This is a genomic window from Variovorax sp. J22G73 (assembly GCF_030317035.1).
Taxonomy (GTDB): domain Bacteria; phylum Pseudomonadota; class Gammaproteobacteria; order Burkholderiales; family Burkholderiaceae_C; genus Variovorax.
Genome location: NZ_JASZYK010000024.1, coordinates 1 through 14963, shown reverse-complemented (window position 1 = coordinate 14963; position 14963 = coordinate 1). Strand labels below are relative to the sequence as shown.

General features: G+C 70.1%; 12 protein-coding genes. 7 read left to right on the top strand and 5 right to left on the bottom strand.

All coding sequences use genetic code 11. From position 1 onward, the window contains the following. Positions 1–17: 17 nt before the first annotated feature. Positions 18–794, bottom strand: coding sequence for a helix-turn-helix transcriptional regulator (locus tag QTI51_RS38390; protein WP_116914337.1), 777 nt, complete (start codon positions 792–794; stop codon positions 18–20). A 98-nt stretch (positions 795–892) separates the two neighbouring features. Here QTI51_RS38390 and QTI51_RS38385 point away from each other — a divergent pair, with 98 nt between their 5' ends. The 3 genes from QTI51_RS38385 to QTI51_RS38375 are packed head-to-tail and all read left to right on the top strand — an operon-like array spanning position 893 to position 3900. Continuing rightward, complete coding sequence (locus QTI51_RS38385) at positions 893–2677, top strand: FAD-dependent monooxygenase (RefSeq protein ID WP_116914336.1); 1785 nt, start codon at positions 893–895, stop codon at positions 2675–2677. Next, positions 2674–2922 (top strand): hypothetical protein, encoded by a 249-nt coding sequence (locus tag QTI51_RS38380; protein WP_116914335.1) that lies wholly within the window; start codon positions 2674–2676, stop codon positions 2920–2922. The genes QTI51_RS38385 and QTI51_RS38380 overlap by 4 nt, the downstream gene beginning before the upstream one ends. Before the next feature lie 3 nt (positions 2923–2925). After that, a complete protein-coding gene (locus QTI51_RS38375; RefSeq protein WP_116914334.1) occupies positions 2926–3900 on the top strand; it encodes a Bug family tripartite tricarboxylate transporter substrate binding protein in 975 nt (324 codons plus the stop codon). 137 nt (positions 3901–4037) lie between these two features. On the opposite strand, the gene QTI51_RS38370 is transcribed toward QTI51_RS38375, so the two are convergent. Both QTI51_RS38370 and QTI51_RS38365 read right to left on the bottom strand, forming a co-directional pair. Then, positions 4038–5192 (bottom strand): toxin-antitoxin system YwqK family antitoxin, encoded by a 1155-nt coding sequence (locus tag QTI51_RS38370; protein WP_165840580.1) that lies wholly within the window; start codon positions 5190–5192, stop codon positions 4038–4040. A gap of 96 nt (positions 5193–5288) precedes the next feature. Continuing rightward, complete coding sequence (locus QTI51_RS38365) at positions 5289–5702, bottom strand: VOC family protein (RefSeq protein ID WP_116914333.1); 414 nt, start codon at positions 5700–5702, stop codon at positions 5289–5291. A 64-nt stretch (positions 5703–5766) separates the two neighbouring features. On the opposite strand from QTI51_RS38365, the gene QTI51_RS38360 reads away from it, so the two are divergent. The 4 genes from QTI51_RS38360 (at position 5767) to QTI51_RS38345 (ending at position 10864) form a co-directional block, all read left to right on the top strand. Next, a complete protein-coding gene (locus QTI51_RS38360; protein ID WP_286518401.1) occupies positions 5767–7083 on the top strand; it encodes a TraB/GumN family protein in 1317 nt (438 codons plus the stop codon). An 11-nt stretch (positions 7084–7094) separates the two neighbouring features. After that, on the top strand, positions 7095–7466 hold the full coding sequence (locus QTI51_RS38355; protein ID WP_116914331.1) for a DUF2946 family protein: 372 nt from the start codon (positions 7095–7097) through the stop codon (positions 7464–7466). 117 nt (positions 7467–7583) lie between these two features. Then, positions 7584–9920 (top strand): TonB-dependent receptor, encoded by a 2337-nt coding sequence (locus QTI51_RS38350; RefSeq protein ID WP_503011592.1) that lies wholly within the window; start codon positions 7584–7586, stop codon positions 9918–9920. 32 nt (positions 9921–9952) lie between these two features. Continuing rightward, positions 9953–10864 (top strand): copper chaperone PCu(A)C domain-containing protein, encoded by a 912-nt coding sequence (locus QTI51_RS38345; protein WP_116914330.1) that lies wholly within the window; start codon positions 9953–9955, stop codon positions 10862–10864. A gap of 6 nt (positions 10865–10870) precedes the next feature. On the opposite strand, the gene QTI51_RS38340 is transcribed toward QTI51_RS38345, so the two are convergent. Both QTI51_RS38340 and QTI51_RS38335 read right to left on the bottom strand, forming a co-directional pair. Next, on the bottom strand, positions 10871–12637 hold the full coding sequence (locus QTI51_RS38340) for a phospholipase D family protein (protein WP_116914329.1): 1767 nt from the start codon (positions 12635–12637) through the stop codon (positions 10871–10873). A 113-nt stretch (positions 12638–12750) separates the two neighbouring features. Beyond that, on the bottom strand, positions 12751–14658 hold the full coding sequence (locus QTI51_RS38335; RefSeq protein ID WP_116914328.1) for an ATP-binding cassette domain-containing protein: 1908 nt from the start codon (positions 14656–14658) through the stop codon (positions 12751–12753). Positions 14659–14963 lie beyond the last annotated feature (305 nt).

Genomic DNA, 14963 nt, shown 5'->3' with positions numbered 1-14963 from the left:
CCAGGCCGCAGCCGCAACTAGGCGACCGCCCCCCGCAGCAACTCCTTCTGCGACCGTATCCCCAACCGCCGGAACGCCCGGTACTGATGCGTGCGCACCGTCGTCAGCTCCACCCCCATTCCCCGCGCCGCCTCCTTCGCCGTCCGGCCGGCCATCAGGTGCCCGATGACCTCGCGCTCGCGAAGGCTCAACGTGAGCAGGCGCGAGGCAAGGGCCGGCTCCACGGCTTCGCGCACGGCCACCGCGCTGCGCCCATGCGCCGCGGTGGCATCGGCCAGCAGGGTGGCGTGCGATTCGATCAGCGCGAAGTCCTGCGCGCCGAACTCCGGCTGCGCCAGGCTGCGGTAGAAGCTCACGGCCACGCGCTGCCCGGTCGGCAGCAGCAACAGCACCGACGCGCGTTCGCGGATGCCCACGTCGCCGTAGCAGGCCGCGCGGTAGGCCGGGTCGGCCACCTCGTCGGCGCGCTGGTGGCCGAGCCACAGCTGCGCGCGCGGCGGCAGCTTGCGCGCGGCGAGCCAGGCCATGTTGGGGTCGAGCAGGTCGAAGCGCTGGGCCACGTAGCGCTCCGACGTGCGCTCGGCCGTGCTGCCGTAGCTGCTGGCGGCCGACACCGCCTCGATGCGGCCCGCGGCGCTCACCGCGAACACGGTGCAGAAGGTGACGGGCATCACCCGCTGCATCGCCTTCAGGTAGCTGGTGGCCAGGTGCGCGGTGCCCACGCCGGACAGCACGTCGCCGACCACGGCGGCCGCCAGCGGGGTGTCGGTGGGGTGGATGCGCCAGCGTCTCATGCGGTGCTCATGCGGGTTGGAATCGGACGATCAAGGGTAAATACCTCGTACGAAGTTATGACATTGACGCGGCCCGCGCATCGGGACAATCCCGTCGCATGACGAACCCTCCCGCAGCCGCCCCGGGCGATGCCGCCAGCGGCCCCGTGCCGCCGCCGGCCAGTGCCACCGAACTGCCGCCCTCGGTCGGCGCCTTCCACTACACCCGCTACAAGCCCTGGACGCCGCCGCTGGAGCAAGTCGACCCTGGCGAACACGGTGAGCTGCGCGGCGTCGAGCCCGGCCGCCACCCGGTGGTGATCGCCGGCGGCGGCCCGGTCGGCATGGCGCTGGCGCTGGGCCTGGCCAACCACGGCGTGCGCTGCGTGATCCTCGAGGCCGACGACACGGTGTGCGTGGGCAGCCGCGCGGCCTGCATCTCGCGGCGCAGCCTGGAGATCATGGAGCGCCTGGGCGTGCTGCCCGGCTTCATGGGCAAGGGGTTGCCGTGGAGCGTGGGGCGCAGCTTCTACAAGACGGCCGAGGTGTTCCGCTTCGAGATGCCGACCGACGCTCAGCAGAAGCTGCCGCCCATGATCAACCTCGAGCAGTACTACGCCGAGCATTACCTGCTGGAAGAAATCTTCCGCCGCAACGAGGCCACGCCGGGGCTCATCGACATCCGCTGGGGCACCGAGCTCACCGGCCTTGCGCAGGACGAAGACGGCGTGACGCTCGACGTGCGCAACCCCGAGGGCGCCTACCGGCTGCATGGCCAGTGGCTCGCGGCCTGCGACGGCGGCCAGAGCTTCGTGCGCAAGGCGATGGGGCTCGCGCTGGAAGGCACGGGCTACGAAGGCCGCTACGTGATCATCGACATCGAGCTGCGCAGCGGCCACCCGACCGAGCGCCGCGCCTGGTTCGACCCGCCGTGGAACCCCGGCTCGACCGTGCTCATGCACCGCCAGCCCGACGACATCTGGCGCATCGACTACCAGCTGCGCCCCGGCCAGAGCACCGAAGAGGCGCTGCAGCCGCCGGCCGTGGCCGAGTTCGTGCAGCGCCACCTCGACGCCATCGGCGAAGGCCACCTGCCGTGGAAGACGGTGTGGACCTCGGTGTACCGCGCCGGCGCGATGACGCTCGACAGCTATCGCCACGCCCGCGTGCTGTTCGCGGGCAACGCGGCGCATGCAATGCCGATCTTCGGCGTGCGCGGGCTCAACTCGGGCTTCGACGACGCGGACAACCTGGGCTGGAAGCTGGCCCTCGTGGCCAAGGGCGTGTCGGACGCGGCGCTGCTGGACTCGTACTCGCAGGAGCGCATCGCGGCCTTCCACGTCAACGCCGAGAACGCGATGCGCAGCACCGAGTTCATGTCGCCGCCCTCGCGCGGCTTCGACCTGCTGCGCGAGGCGGCGCTGTCGCTGTCGGAGGCGCACCGCGGCATCGCGCAGCTCATCAACCCGCGCCAGACGCAGGCGGTGCGCTATGCCGATTCGCCGCTGTCGAGCGACGGCGACACCTTGCCCGCCGGCCCGCTGCCGGGCGAGGTGATGCCCGAGCAGCCGCTCGAACGCGGCCACCTCACGGACCTGGTCGCGCCGGCTTTCACGCTGCTGGTGCTGCGGCCCGAGCTGGCGTCGCCGCCGGCGGCGGACCTTGCCGCGGCACGCGACGGCGCGTTGCCCTTCGCCGTGCGCACGGTCGCCAGCCCCGGCACCGAGGCGGCGGACGCGCACGCATCGCCTGCTGTCTTCGCCGCGCTCGGCGCGCAGGACGGTGCCGTCTACCTGCTGCGCCCTGACGGCCACGTGGCCGCGCGCTGGCACCGCCTGCCGGCCGGCGCCCTGCAACCTGCGCTGGCACGCGCAGCGGCCGCGCGCCTGGAGACCCTGGCATGAGCACCACACCCCTGCAACCGTCGCATCCCCTTCACCCGGACGCCCGCGACCGCCTCTATGCCGAGTGCGCGCGCGCCATCAGCGAAGCCGGCGTGGAGCGCGAATCGCTGTTCCTCGCGCGCCTGGCGCTGCTGCTGTTCGAGCAGGTCGGCGACGAGGCGCGCTGCCGCGCCGCGCTGGCCGACGCGCTGCACGCGCTGCCCGTACCATCCCTGTCCGCTTTCGAATTACAAACTGGAGACTGATCCATGGATCGCCGCACCCTTCTCGCCACGCTCGCCTCCGGCGCCGCCGTGGCCGCCTCGCCCTTCGCCCATGCGCAGGAGTACCCCCAGCAGCTCATCAAGTGGGTCGTGCCCTACCCGGCGGGCGGCGGCACCGACGTGATCGCGCGCGTGCTGGCCGAATCGATGCGCCAGACGCTGGGCCAGCAGATCGTGGTCGACAACCGCCCCGGCGCCTCGACCAACATCGGCGCCGACCTGGTCGCCAAGAGCAAGCCCGACGGCTACACCATCCTGTCGGCCGACAACGCGGTGCTGGCCTTCAACGAGCACCTGTTCAGCAAGCTGCCGTTCAGCCCGGAAAAGGACTTCACCTACATCGGCGCGATCGGCAAGTTTCCGCTGGCGCTGGTGGTGCACCCCGACTTTCCGGCCAAGACCTTCAAGGAGTTCCTGGCCTACGTGAAGGCCAACCCCGGCAAGGTGAACTACGCGTCGCCGGGCAACGGCTCGCCGCACCACCTGGCCATGGAAATGTTCAAGGTGCGCACCGGCACCTTCATCACCCACATTCCGTACCGCGGCGCCGCGCCGGCCATGGCCGACGTGATGGGCGGGCAGGTGCCGTGCATGTTCCTCGACCTGGCCTCGGGCCTGTCGATCATGCAGAGCAACAAGGTGCGGGTGCTGGCCATCGGCTCGGGCGCGCGCAGCAAGCTGCTGCCCAACGTGCCGACGCTGGCCGAAGTGGGCGTGCCCAACACGGAGGTGTTCGCGTTCCAGGGCATCCTGGGCCCGGCCAACCTGTCGCCCGCGGTGGTGACCAAGCTCAACGGCGACCTGAACAAGGCCTTCGGCACGCCCACCGTGCAGAAGCGCTTCGAAGACTTCGGCATGGAAGCCATGCCCGGCACGCCGGCGCAGTTCGCGGCGCTGTCGCGCGCGGAGTCCAAGCGCTGGGGGCCGATCATCAAGCAGGCCGGCATCAAGCTCGACTGACCCGGCAGCAGGCTTTTTTCGGCTTGCACCCGATTTTTCGGGAAACACCGCGGAACCGGCTTCGCCGGGCCGCAGGTGTTGCCCCCGGCAGGGGGTTGGCGAAGCGACACGAAGTGCGCGCAGCCTGGGGGCGAGCCTTATTTGGAGAACGCCTTGCGCGAGCCGTCCTCGAAGACCTCGTCGTCGCGCTGCAGTTCGCCGTTCTCGTCCCAGACCCGCTCGCGCGTCACGCGGCCCTTGGTGTCGAAGGTCGACTCGGCCAGCAGCGTGCCTTTTTCGCTGAAGCGCTGGTGGGTGCCCACGGGCGTCTGCCGGCCGCGGCTCGCCAGCTGGTAGCGGCCCTGCGCGGCGCGCTCGCCGCTGTCGTAGAACTCGGTGACCTCGACCGAACGCGCGTCGCCGGTTCCGCCCCCGCCGCTGTACGCGGATTTGCTGCTCGGCTGGCCGTTCAGGTAGTAGCTGTCGTCCACGATCGGCTCGCCCGCGCTGTTCCAGCGCTGGTCGCGCACCAGCGTGCCTTTTTCTGAAAATGCCTGCTCGCGGATGCGCACGCTGGTGCGCTCCTGCAGCAGGTAGGCCGTTTCGCGGCGCTTCACGCCTTCCGACGAATAGTTCTGCTCGGTGCGCTGGTTGCCGACGGTTTCGTCGAGCACGGCGGTCTTGCCGTTGTCGTAGAAGCTCTGCGAGCGCACGCGCTTGCCCGACACATAGGCCAGCCGCGAGCGCAGGTTGCCGCCCGCGTCGAACAGCTCCACTTGCGAGGGGCCCGTGCCCGAGAAGCCGCAGAGCTTGGCGTCGTCGACCACCGGCGCCAGCGCCGGGGTGTCGGCGCAGCGCAGGGCCGAAAGCTGCCCGCGCTCGGTGAACTCGACCGAGGCCCGCTCGCTGCCGTTGCCGGTGTCGGGGTAGAACATGGCGCGGCGCAGCTTGCCGTCGGGGTAGAAGCTGCGCACCAGGCCGCGTTCCTGGCCGTCGTCGTAGGTGGCCTCGCGCAGCACGCGGCCGGTGGGCGAGAACTCCCGGGCGCGGCCCTGGATGTTGCCCTTGGCGTTGACGCTGTGCTCCTTGGCCAGCTTGCCCTTCTCGTAGATGCGCACCAGGCCCATCGACACGCCGTTCTGCACCTGTTCCTCGCGCTGCAGCTCGCCGCTCGCGCGGTCCTTGCAGCGCAGCAGGCCGGTCTTGCCGGCCGTGGTGGCGCCGTTGGCCGGGTTCACGCCGCGGCCGTTGAGCTCGCAGTCCTGCTGGGCGTGGGCCGCGACGGCGACGACCAGGGGAACCAATGCGGCCATTGCGCGCCCGAACAGCCGTCCCACCCCCCGCGTGACCGGAGCGTCGTCAGCGGCGGGTTGGCGGGACATGGCGCGGCGCGGGCTCACGTGGCGTGCTCACTTGTCGTAGAGGGTGTCCAGGGAACGGAAACCCTTGACCTCGATCGGATTGCCGAACGGGTCGTGGAAGAACATCGTCCATTGCTCGCCGGGCTGGCCTTCGAAGCGCACCTGCGGCTTCAGCAGGAATTCGGTGCTGGCGGCCTCCAGGCGCGCGGCCATGGCCTGCCAGTCGGGCAGGGCGAGCGCCAGGCCGAAGTGCGGCATGGGGACCATCACGTCGCCGACGCGGCCGGTGCGCGCGGTGGCGAAGGGCTCGCCGAGATGGAGCGAAATCTGGTGGCCGAAAAAGTCGAAATCGACCCAGGTGTCGGTGCTGCGGCCCTCGGCGCAACCGAGGACGTCGCCGTAGAAACGGCGGGCACCATCGAGGTCACGAACGTGAAAGGCAAGGTGGAAGATGCTCTGCATGGTTTCGGATTATGGGCAGCGCTGCTGTGAGAATGCCGGACTTTCTTTCATCGTGGAGCAAGCCTTGCGGATACTCCGGATCCTCGTCGCCCAGATGCGCGACATCGACTTTTCAGCGCCCTTGCGCCTCGTGAAGGGGCTGCGGCCTCTGTCGCAGTGGTCGCGGCTGGCGCGACTGCCGCGGCTGCCGCGCCAGCTGCTGGCCGGCGCCTGCTGCGTGTTCACTTTCTCGGCGGCGCAGGCCGCCTGCCCGCCCTCGGCCATCGCCAGCCTCGAAAAGCCCGGCACCGCGCTGCGCAACGGCGTCGACCGCGGCATGCTCTGGCGCATCGAGCGCGACGGGCGCACCTCGTGGCTGTACGGAACCATCCACGTCGGGCGCGGCGACTGGGTGCGCCCCGGCCCGACCATCCAGAAGGCGCTGACCCAGAGCGACACGCTGGCGCTGGAAATCGACTCGCGCGACGAGGCCACCGCCGCCGCCATGGCCCGGCCGGCCGACCCCGAGGCGCTGGCGCGCGTGCTCACCGGCGAGCGCGCCCGTCGCCTGGAGCGCCAGAACGCCGAGGCCTGCGTGCCGCCGGGTGCGCTGTCGAAGCTGCAGCCCATCCTGCAGGTCACGGCGCTGGCCGGGCTGGTGGCGCGCGCCGACGGGCTGTACCCCGAGTTCGGCGTGGACGAAACCCTGGCCGTGTCGGCCCGCAACAGCAACAAGCCGATCGTCGCGCTCGAAAGCGCCGCCGCCCAGCTGAAGGTGCTCACCGGCGAATCGGAGGCCGAGGAGGGCGAGCAGATCGACGCGGCGCTCGACGAGCTGGAGTCGGGCAAGCTGCGCGGCCAGCTGAAGGAGCTGGCCGACGTGTGGGCGCGCAGCGACGCGGCCCGCCTGGCCCGCTACGCCGACTGGTGCGACTGCCTCAACACCCCCGCCGAGCAGCGGCTCATGAAGCGCCTGCTCGACGACCGCAACCCGAACCTGGCCGACGGCATCGAGCGCCTGCATGCCGGCGGCAAGGGCGTGTTCGCCGCCGTGGGCGCGCTGCACATGATCGGCGCGCAGGGGTTGCCCACGCTGATGGCGGCGCGCGGCTTCACCGTGACGCCGGTGCTGACCGACGCGCAGGCCCAGACGGCGGCGCCGATGGCGGCGCTGGCGGCGCCTTCGCCCGCGCCCCGGGCCGTGCGCGGCGGCAAGGCCGTGAAGGGCCAGCGCGGGCAGGCCACTCAAAGGGGCGCAAAGGGAGTGCCGACGGCCAAGGGTGGCAAGGCGGCACCGGCGCCCAAGGGCGGCAAGGCGCCGGCCAAGGCCGCCGGCAAGGCACCCGCGAAGGCCCCGGCCAAGGCCGCGGCCCCTGCCGCCAAGGGCAAAGTGCGCAGATAATCGCGACCGCCATGCACCTGCTGCGCCCCCACACCCGCTTCCTCGGCCTCGTCGGCCGCTGGGTGCTGCTGTGGTTCGTGCTGTCGCTGGGCGTGGCGGTGGCCTCTCCGCTGGTGCATCCGCAGGCGATGGAGCTGGTGTGCTCCAGCGTCGGCTCCATCAAGGTGGTGGTCCACACCGAGGACGGCGCGCAGGAAATGGGCGCCTCCCACATGGACTGCCCGCTGTGCGTGCTGACCGGCGCGCCGCCGCCGGCCCTGGCGGTGCCCGCTTTCGATCTTCCCTTGCCGCTGGGCCGCGTGGTCCAGTCGATTCCCGCCGCGCGCCTGGCCGCGGCCACCGCCGCGCCGTTGCCGGCGCGCGGGCCCCCGACCTTCTCCTGACGCTTTCGCAACCCATGCCGCATGCGCACGACCGACGTGCGCACGCGGCCTGTTCGGCTCGAAGTTTCGTGGAGAAGGTTCCCCTTGAAAAAGCATTCCCGCGCCCTGGCGATCGCCATGGCGTTTCCCATTTTTCCGTTCGCCGCGCCCGCGCTGGCGCAGCAGGCGAACACCGCCGAAAACGCCGAGGTCGCTGAGGTTCCCGGCAACGCCCGTGCTTCCGGGGCATCCGGTGCTTCCGGTGCCTTGAGCACCGTCACCGTGACCGGCGGCCGCCCGACCTCGCTGCCCGCGCAGATCCCGACCACCATCGAAGGCGTCACGCACGACCAGATCGTGGAAACCGTCAACGCCACCGACAGCGAAGACGCGCTCAAGTACCTGCCCAGCCTGGTCGTGCGCAAGCGCTACATCGGCGACTTCAACCACGCCGTGCTCGCCACGCGCGCCTCGGGCACGGGCAACAGCGCGCGCTCGATGGTCTATGCCGACGGCATCATGCTGTCGAACCCGCTGGGCAACGGCGCCACCTACGCGCCGCGCTGGGGCATGGTGTCGCCCGAGGAAATCGAGCGCGTCGACGTGCTCTACGGACCGTTCTCGGCGGCGTACCCCGGCAACTCGGTGGGCGCGGTGGTCGACTACGTCACGCGCATGCCCACGCAGCTGGAGGCGCACGTCAAGCTGAGCGGCTTCGTGTCGAACTTCGACCTGTACAACAGCCACTCGTCCCCGGCCGGCCAGCAGCTGGACCTGTCGCTGGGCAGCCGCAGCGGCGATTGGTCGTGGTGGCTCAGCGCCTCGCGCACCCACAGCAAGGGGCAGGCGCTGGTGTTCGGCAACCGGCTCGTGAGCGCCGGCACGCTCGGCAACGCGGGCACGCCGGTCACGGGCGCAGTGCTCGGGCTGAACCCGTCGAACCAGCCGTGGTGGCTGGTGGGCGGCTCCACCATCTACGACACCAGGCAGGAGCAGGCCAAGCTGAAGGTGGCGTACGACTTCTCACCCACCGTGCGCGCCACCTACACGCTGGGCGCCTGGAACAACACCACGCACGGCGGCGTCGACACCTGGCTGCGCGACGCGCTCGGCCGGCCGGTGTACGGCGGGCGCGTGAACATCGGCGGGCGCAGCTACAACCTCGACGCGCCCAGCGCCGCGCTCGCGCCCACCGAAACCGCGCTCACGCACTACATGCACGGCCTCTCGGTGAAGAGCCACACCGGCGGCGTGTTCGACTGGGAGGTGGCCGCCAGCCTGTTCGACTACGCGAGCGACACCTCGCGCACGCCGACCACGCCGCTGCCGGGCGCCTTCAACGGCGGGCCGGGGCGCACCACCGACATGGGCGGCTCGGGCTGGAACACCTTCAAGGCGGCCGGCACCTGGCGGCCCACCGGCTCGGCCGAGGGCGTGGGCGCGCACGTGGTCGACTTCGGCTTCCAGCAGGACACGGCCCGCCTGCGCACCAGCGTCGGCAACACGCTCGACTGGCTCGACGGCTCGCCCGTGACGCCGTTCTCGGCCTTCAACGGCAACACCCGGCTGCAGTCGCTCTACGTGCAGGACACCTGGCGCTTCGCGAAAGACTGGAAGACCACGCTCGGCCTGCGCCACGAACGCTGGGAGGCCTACGGCGGCCAGCTCGGCAACGCCAGCACGCTGATCGGCTTCGCGCCGCGCAAGAACAGCTACGACTCGCCCAAGGCCGCCGTCGCCTGGCAGGCCACCTCCGACTGGCTGCTGAAGGCCTCGACCGGCCGTGCCGTGCGCATGCCCACGGTGAGCGAGCTGTACCAGGGCTCCATCGACGGCAACCGCATCGTCAACACCAACCCCAACCTGCGCCCCGAGCGCTCGTGGACCACCGAGCTCAGCGCCGAGCGCGACCTGAAGGGCTGGGGGCTCGATGGCGTGCTGCGCACCACGCTGTTCTTCGAGAACACCAAGGACGCGCTGTACAGCCAGGCGCTGAACAACCTGGTGAGCACGGTGCAGAACGTGGACGCCATCCGCACGCGCGGGCTGGAGGTGGCGCTGAACGCGGTCGATGTGGGCGTGCAGGGCTTCGACCTGAGCGGCAGCCTGACGCTCACGCGCTCGAAGATCGCCGCCAACAGCGGCTTCGCGGCCAGCGTCGGGCAGGACCAGCCGCGCGTGCCCAAGGTGCGCGCCACGCTGCTGGCCACCTACCGGCCCGACGCCAGGTGGAGCTACACGGTCGGCGCGCGCTACAGCGGCAAGCAGTACGGCACGCTCGACAACAGCGACCCCAACGGCGCCGCGTACATGGGCTTCTCGAAGTTCTTCGTGGTCGACGCGCGCATACGCTACCGGATCGACCGGCAGTGGAGCGCGTCCTTCGGCATCGACAACCTGAACAACAACAAGTACTGGGCCTTCCACCCGTACCCGCAACGCACCTACGTGGCCGAACTGAAGTTCGACCTTTGACTCTCTCACTCCACCTGCAAGGACGACACGACATGACGAACTATTCGAAGCCCGCGCTCAAGACCCTGGCGGCATGCGCCATGCTGTGCGGCATGGGCGCCGCATTTGCGCACGTCACGCTGCCGCCGGGCGCGGCCACCGTGGGCAGCGACTACAACGCGGCCTTCCGCGTGGGCCATGCCTGCGAAGGCGCCAAGGCCACCACCGGGCTGGCCGTGCGCCTGCCCAAGGGCTTCGTGCTGAGCGACGCGCAGGCACGCAAGGGCTGGAAGCTCGACGTGACGAAGAACGGCGACGGCGAAGTGCGCTGGACCGCCGAGACGCCCGGCAGCGCCCTGCCCGGCAGCGAGCGCGCCGAGTTCGTGCTGCGCGGCAAGGTGCCCGCGGCGCCCGGGACGCTGTGGTTCAAGGTGCTGCAGACCTGCGACACCGGCGTGGCCGACTGGGCCGAGGTGCCGGCCTCGGGCAGTTCGACCGCGGGCCTGAAGAGCCCGGCCGCCAGGCTGAACGTGGTGGCGCAGGGCGTGGCCACGGTCGACGTGCGCGACGGCTGGGTGCGCCAGTCGGTGCCCGGCCAGAGCGGCACGGGCGCCTTCATGAAGCTGACCGCGCCCACCGGCACGAAGCTGGTGGGCATCGCGACCCCGGCGGCGGGCACGGCCGAGGTGCACGAGATGAAGATGGAAGGCGACGTCATGAAGATGCGCGAGCTTCCCGGCGGCCTCGACCTGCCCGCGGGCCAGACCGTCGAGCTCAAGCCCGGCGGCTACCACGTGATGATGATGGACCTGAAGGGCGCGCTGGCCAAGGGCGCGAGCGTGCCGTTCACGCTGAAGTTCGAGGACGCCAAGGGCGTGAAGACCGCGCTGGACGTGACGCTGCCGGTGGGCGCGCCCGAAGGCGCCGATGCCGCCGCCGCGGCAGGGCACCAGCACAAGCACTGAGCTTGCCTAGAGCAGTTCGTCGGGCGCCAGCGGCCCGAAGAGCTTCAGCATCAGCCGCAGCGTGGCGCTGGTGTCGGGCTCGGAGGTCGCGTCCGGCAGCTTGCTGTCCTTCGGGGCTCGCCACACCAGCGAGCCGTCGACCAGCTCCACGTGCCACGAGCGCTCGTCCATGCCGCGCTCGATCTGCTCCGACGCCGCGCGCGAAAGCTCGTTGCTGCGGATCAGCAGCGCGATCTCGGTGTTCTGCAGCTGCGAGCGCAGGTCGAGGTTCATCGAGCCGACCACCAGCAGCCGGCCGTCCATGACCAGCACCTTGGAGTGCAGCATGGCGCGCGATTCGCCCGTGACGCTGCCGGACCCGCTGCCGGAGCCTGCACCCGCGCCGCCGCCGCTGCCGCCTGAAGAACCGAACACGCTGCCGAAATTGCTCTGCTCGCTGCGCAGTTCGTACAGCTCGATGCCCATCTTCAGCAGCGCCTCGCGGTGCCGCGCATAGCCCACGTGCGCCACCGGCGCGTCGTTCGACGCCAAAGAATTGGTCAGCACCCGGATGCGCACGCCACGCGCGCGCGCCGCGGAAAAGGCCTGCAGCATGTCCTTGCCGGGCACGAAGTAGGGGGAAATGATGAGCAGGTCGGAGCGCGCCTGGCCGATCAGCTGCAGCAGGCCCTCGACCACGGTGTCGCCGTTGGCGGCCAGGTCGGACGCGGCTTCCAGCGAGGCCACGCCGCGCGAGGTGCCGGCCTTGTCGTCGGGCTGGCTCACCACCAGGCCCGGCGCCTTGGGGGTGTCGGGGCCGGAGGCGGAATCGGCGGCGATCTTGCCGGGCTTGTCGGCCAGCATCACGGCCGGCGCCCAGACGAAGGTGGCGGTGCGCAGGTCGAGCGGTTTCTCGTCCCAGGCGCGGGCGCGCTGCTCGGCGGTGGGCGGTGCGTCGTCGCTGGGTTTTTCGTCGTGGTCGCGGGTGGCCTGCGCGACCAGTTCCTGGTCGGCCTTTTTCGCGCGGTCGCGCATGGCCTGCAACTCTTCGCGCGTGACCAGCGACTGCACCGGGTAGGCGCGCTCGTTGTTCCAGTAGCTGTCGAAGCTGCGCGACAGGTCTTGCACGATCGGGCCGGCCGCCAGCACGTCGACGTCGACGAAGTTGCCGTTGGTCGCATTGCCGAAGTAGGCATCGCCCAGGTTGCGCCCGCCCGTGACGCCGAGCACGTTGTCGGCCAGGAACAGCTTGTTGTGCATGCGCTGCTGGATGCGCGAGGCGTCGTCGATCGAATTGAACAGGCGGCTGAAGGTCGAGTCGCGCGAGCCGGCCAGCGGGTTGAACAGCCGCATCTCGATGTTCGGGATGAAGGCCAGGCCCAGCACCAGCGCGTCGCGCCCGGTGGTGTGGAAGTCGTCGAGCAGCACGCGCACGCGCACCCCGCGCTCGGCCGCCGCGCGCAGCCCGCGCACCAGCCGGCCGGTGCTGGCGTCGGCGTGAATGGCGTAGTACTGCAGGTCCAGCGTCTTCTGGGCGCCCTCGACCAGCGCGAGCCGGCTGCCGTAGGCGGCCTGCGGACCGCCCAGCAGCAGGAAGCCGGATTCATAACGCGCCTTGTCGGCCTGCCGGCGCTGCTGCACCAGGTCGGCCAGCGCGGTGCCGGTGGTGGGGGAGGCGATTGCGTGGGAGACGGGCCGGTCGACGTTCTGCGGCAGTTGCGCGCAGGCGCCCAGGATCACCAGCGCAAGGAGCGCTGCAGACCGGCGGAACAGCGTCTGGAAGGAAGAAGGCATGCGGCTCCCCCGGGGCTTGGACCGGGGCTTTGAGGGGTTAGCCGCATGTATAGCCTAGTCGGCGCCCGCCGCGCGTCGGACGGGCGGACGACCGGTGCCGGCGGGGTCGCCGGTCAGCGCGTGGCGCCCAATTCTTCCTGGCGCTCGAGGGCGGCGAGCAGTTCGTCGTCGATCCTGGCGTGGCGTTCGGCCAGCTCGGCGGCGCGCGAGGCGTCGCTGGCGTAGAGGGCGCCGCCGTCGAGCTCGAGCATTTCCGTGATGCGCTTCTGCTCGCCTTCGAGGGCGGTGATCTGCGCGGGGAGGGCGTCGAGTTCGCGCTGCTCCTTATATGAGAGCTTCTTGCGCGCGCTTGCCGCCTTGGGGGCGGGGGCTTCGGCGGCGGGCGCGGGGGTGGCCGCTGGCGTCGGGGCAGACGCCGGAGCCGAGGCGGCGCGCTGTTCGGCGATTTCGCGGGCGCGCTTGGACTGGATCAGCCAGTCCTGCACGCTGCCCTCGTACTCGCGCCAGCGCCCGTCGCCTTCGTAGGCGATGGTGCTGGTGACCACGTTGTCGAGGAAAGTGCGGTCGTGGCTCACGAGGAACACGGTGCCGTCGTAGTCCTGCAGCAGGCTTTCGAGCAGTTCGAGCGTGTCGATGTCCAGGTCGTTGGTCGGCTCGTCGAGCACCAGCACGTTGGCGGGGCGGGCGAACAAGCGCGCGAGCAGCAGGCGGTTGCGCTCACCGCCGCTGAGGGAGCGCACGGGGGAGTTGGCGCGCGCGGGGGAGAAGAGAAAGTCCGACAGGTAGCTCTTCACGTGCTTGCGCTGGCTGCCGATCTCGATCCACTCGCTGCCAGGGCTGATGAAGTCTTCCAGGGTGGCGTCGAGGTCGAGCTTGTCGCGCATCTGGTCGAAATACGCCACCTGCAGGTTGGTGCCGCGGCGGATCTTGCCGCTGTCGGGCTCGAGCTCGCCCAGGATGAGCTTCAGCAGCGTGGTCTTGCCCGCGCCGTTGGGGCCGAGCAGGCCGACCTTGTCGCCGCGCAGGATGGTGCCGCTGAAGTTGCGGATCACGGTCTTCTCGCCGAAGGACTTGGTCGCCTCGGTGAGCTCGGCCACGATCTTGCCGCTGGACTGGCCGGACGCCACGTCCATGTTCACGCTGCCCTGCACCTCGCGCCGGGCGGTGCGGCTGGCGCGCAGCTCCTGCAGGCGGGTGATGCGGCTCTGGCTGCGCGTGCGGCGCGCTTCCACGCCCTTGCGGATCCAGATTTCTTCCTGGGCCAGCAGCTTGTCGGCCTTGGCGCTGATGACCGCCTCCTGGGCGAGTTGTTCTTCCTTCTGCAGAAGGTATTGCTCGAAGTTGCCGGGGTAGGAGTTCAGCTTGCCGCGGTCGAGCTCGACGATGCGGGTCGCCACGCGGTTCAGGAAGCTGCGGTCGTGGGTGATGGTGACGACGCTGCCCTTGAAGTCGATGAGCAGCTGTTCGAGCCATTCGATGGAGTCGAGGTCCAGGTGGTTGGTGGGCTCGTCCAGCAGGAGGACGTCGGGGGCGGCCACCAGGGCCTGGGCCAGGGCAACGCGCTTGCGCGTGCCGCCAGAGAGGGAGCCGACGCGCGCGTTGCGGTCGAGGTGGAGGCGGTGCAGCGTTTCTTCCACGCGCTGCTCCCAGTTCCAGGCGTCGAAGGCTTCGATCTTCGACTGCAGGGCGTCGAGGTCGAGGCCGTCCGCACCGGAGAGATAGAGGTCGCGCACCGCAATGACTTCGGCCAGGCCCTGGCTGGCGGCGGTGAACACGTCCGCGTCCATGTCGAGCGCCGGTTCCTGGGCCACGTAGGCCACGCGCAGGTTCTGCTGCAATTGAAGAGTGCCGTCGTCTGTCTTCTCCAGGCCCCCGAGGATCTTGAGCATCGAGGACTTGCCGGCGCCATTGCGCCCGATCAGGCCGATGCGCTCCGATTCAAGAAGAGAGAAGTCCGCGTGATCTAGCAGGGGGACGTGACCGAACGCCAGTTGGGCGTCGAGGAGTGTGATGAGTGCCATGTGGTGCGGATTATCGGAGGAGGCACTCTCTCGGGTCTGCAGTGCGTCAATGTGGGCCCGCGGCCAGACGGGCAACGCGATTGCAAGATTGTTTGGTCGCTGGGCTTGCCGGGCTCAAATCCTGGCATATACTTGCGGGCTGGACTGACAGTCACTGCAAAGTGAGTCGCGGTGGGTTCTTCGGAATTGACTGTGAGTGAGTCGGGTAAAAAAACTTCCTTCGAAGTTGACGCGGTTTGAAAAAGCAGTGCATAATCGAAGGCTTCGCTGAAATGACTTCGGCGGCTGATTGCGAAAAGCGGTTG

What these genes read in the sequence shown, in the direction of transcription:
- QTI51_RS38390 (WP_116914337.1), bottom strand. Translation starts at nt 794, where the DNA reads ATGAGACGCTGGCGCATCCACCCCACCGACACCCCGCTGGCGGCCGCC.
- QTI51_RS38385 (WP_116914336.1), top strand. Translation starts at nt 893, where the DNA reads ATGACGAACCCTCCCGCAGCCGCCCCGGGCGATGCCGCCAGCGGCCCC.
- QTI51_RS38380 (WP_116914335.1), top strand. Translation starts at nt 2,674, where the DNA reads ATGAGCACCACACCCCTGCAACCGTCGCATCCCCTTCACCCGGACGCC.
- QTI51_RS38375 (WP_116914334.1), top strand. Translation starts at nt 2,926, where the DNA reads ATGGATCGCCGCACCCTTCTCGCCACGCTCGCCTCCGGCGCCGCCGTG.
- QTI51_RS38370 (WP_165840580.1), bottom strand. Translation starts at nt 5,192, where the DNA reads ATGGCCGCATTGGTTCCCCTGGTCGTCGCCGTCGCGGCCCACGCCCAG.
- QTI51_RS38365 (WP_116914333.1), bottom strand. Translation starts at nt 5,702, where the DNA reads ATGCAGAGCATCTTCCACCTTGCCTTTCACGTTCGTGACCTCGATGGT.
- QTI51_RS38355 (WP_116914331.1), top strand. Translation starts at nt 7,095, where the DNA reads ATGCACCTGCTGCGCCCCCACACCCGCTTCCTCGGCCTCGTCGGCCGC.
- QTI51_RS38350 (WP_503011592.1), top strand. Translation starts at nt 7,584, where the DNA reads ATGGCGTTTCCCATTTTTCCGTTCGCCGCGCCCGCGCTGGCGCAGCAG.
- QTI51_RS38345 (WP_116914330.1), top strand. Translation starts at nt 9,953, where the DNA reads ATGACGAACTATTCGAAGCCCGCGCTCAAGACCCTGGCGGCATGCGCC.
- QTI51_RS38340 (WP_116914329.1), bottom strand. Translation starts at nt 12,637, where the DNA reads ATGCCTTCTTCCTTCCAGACGCTGTTCCGCCGGTCTGCAGCGCTCCTT.
- QTI51_RS38335 (WP_116914328.1), bottom strand. Translation starts at nt 14,658, where the DNA reads ATGGCACTCATCACACTCCTCGACGCCCAACTGGCGTTCGGTCACGTC.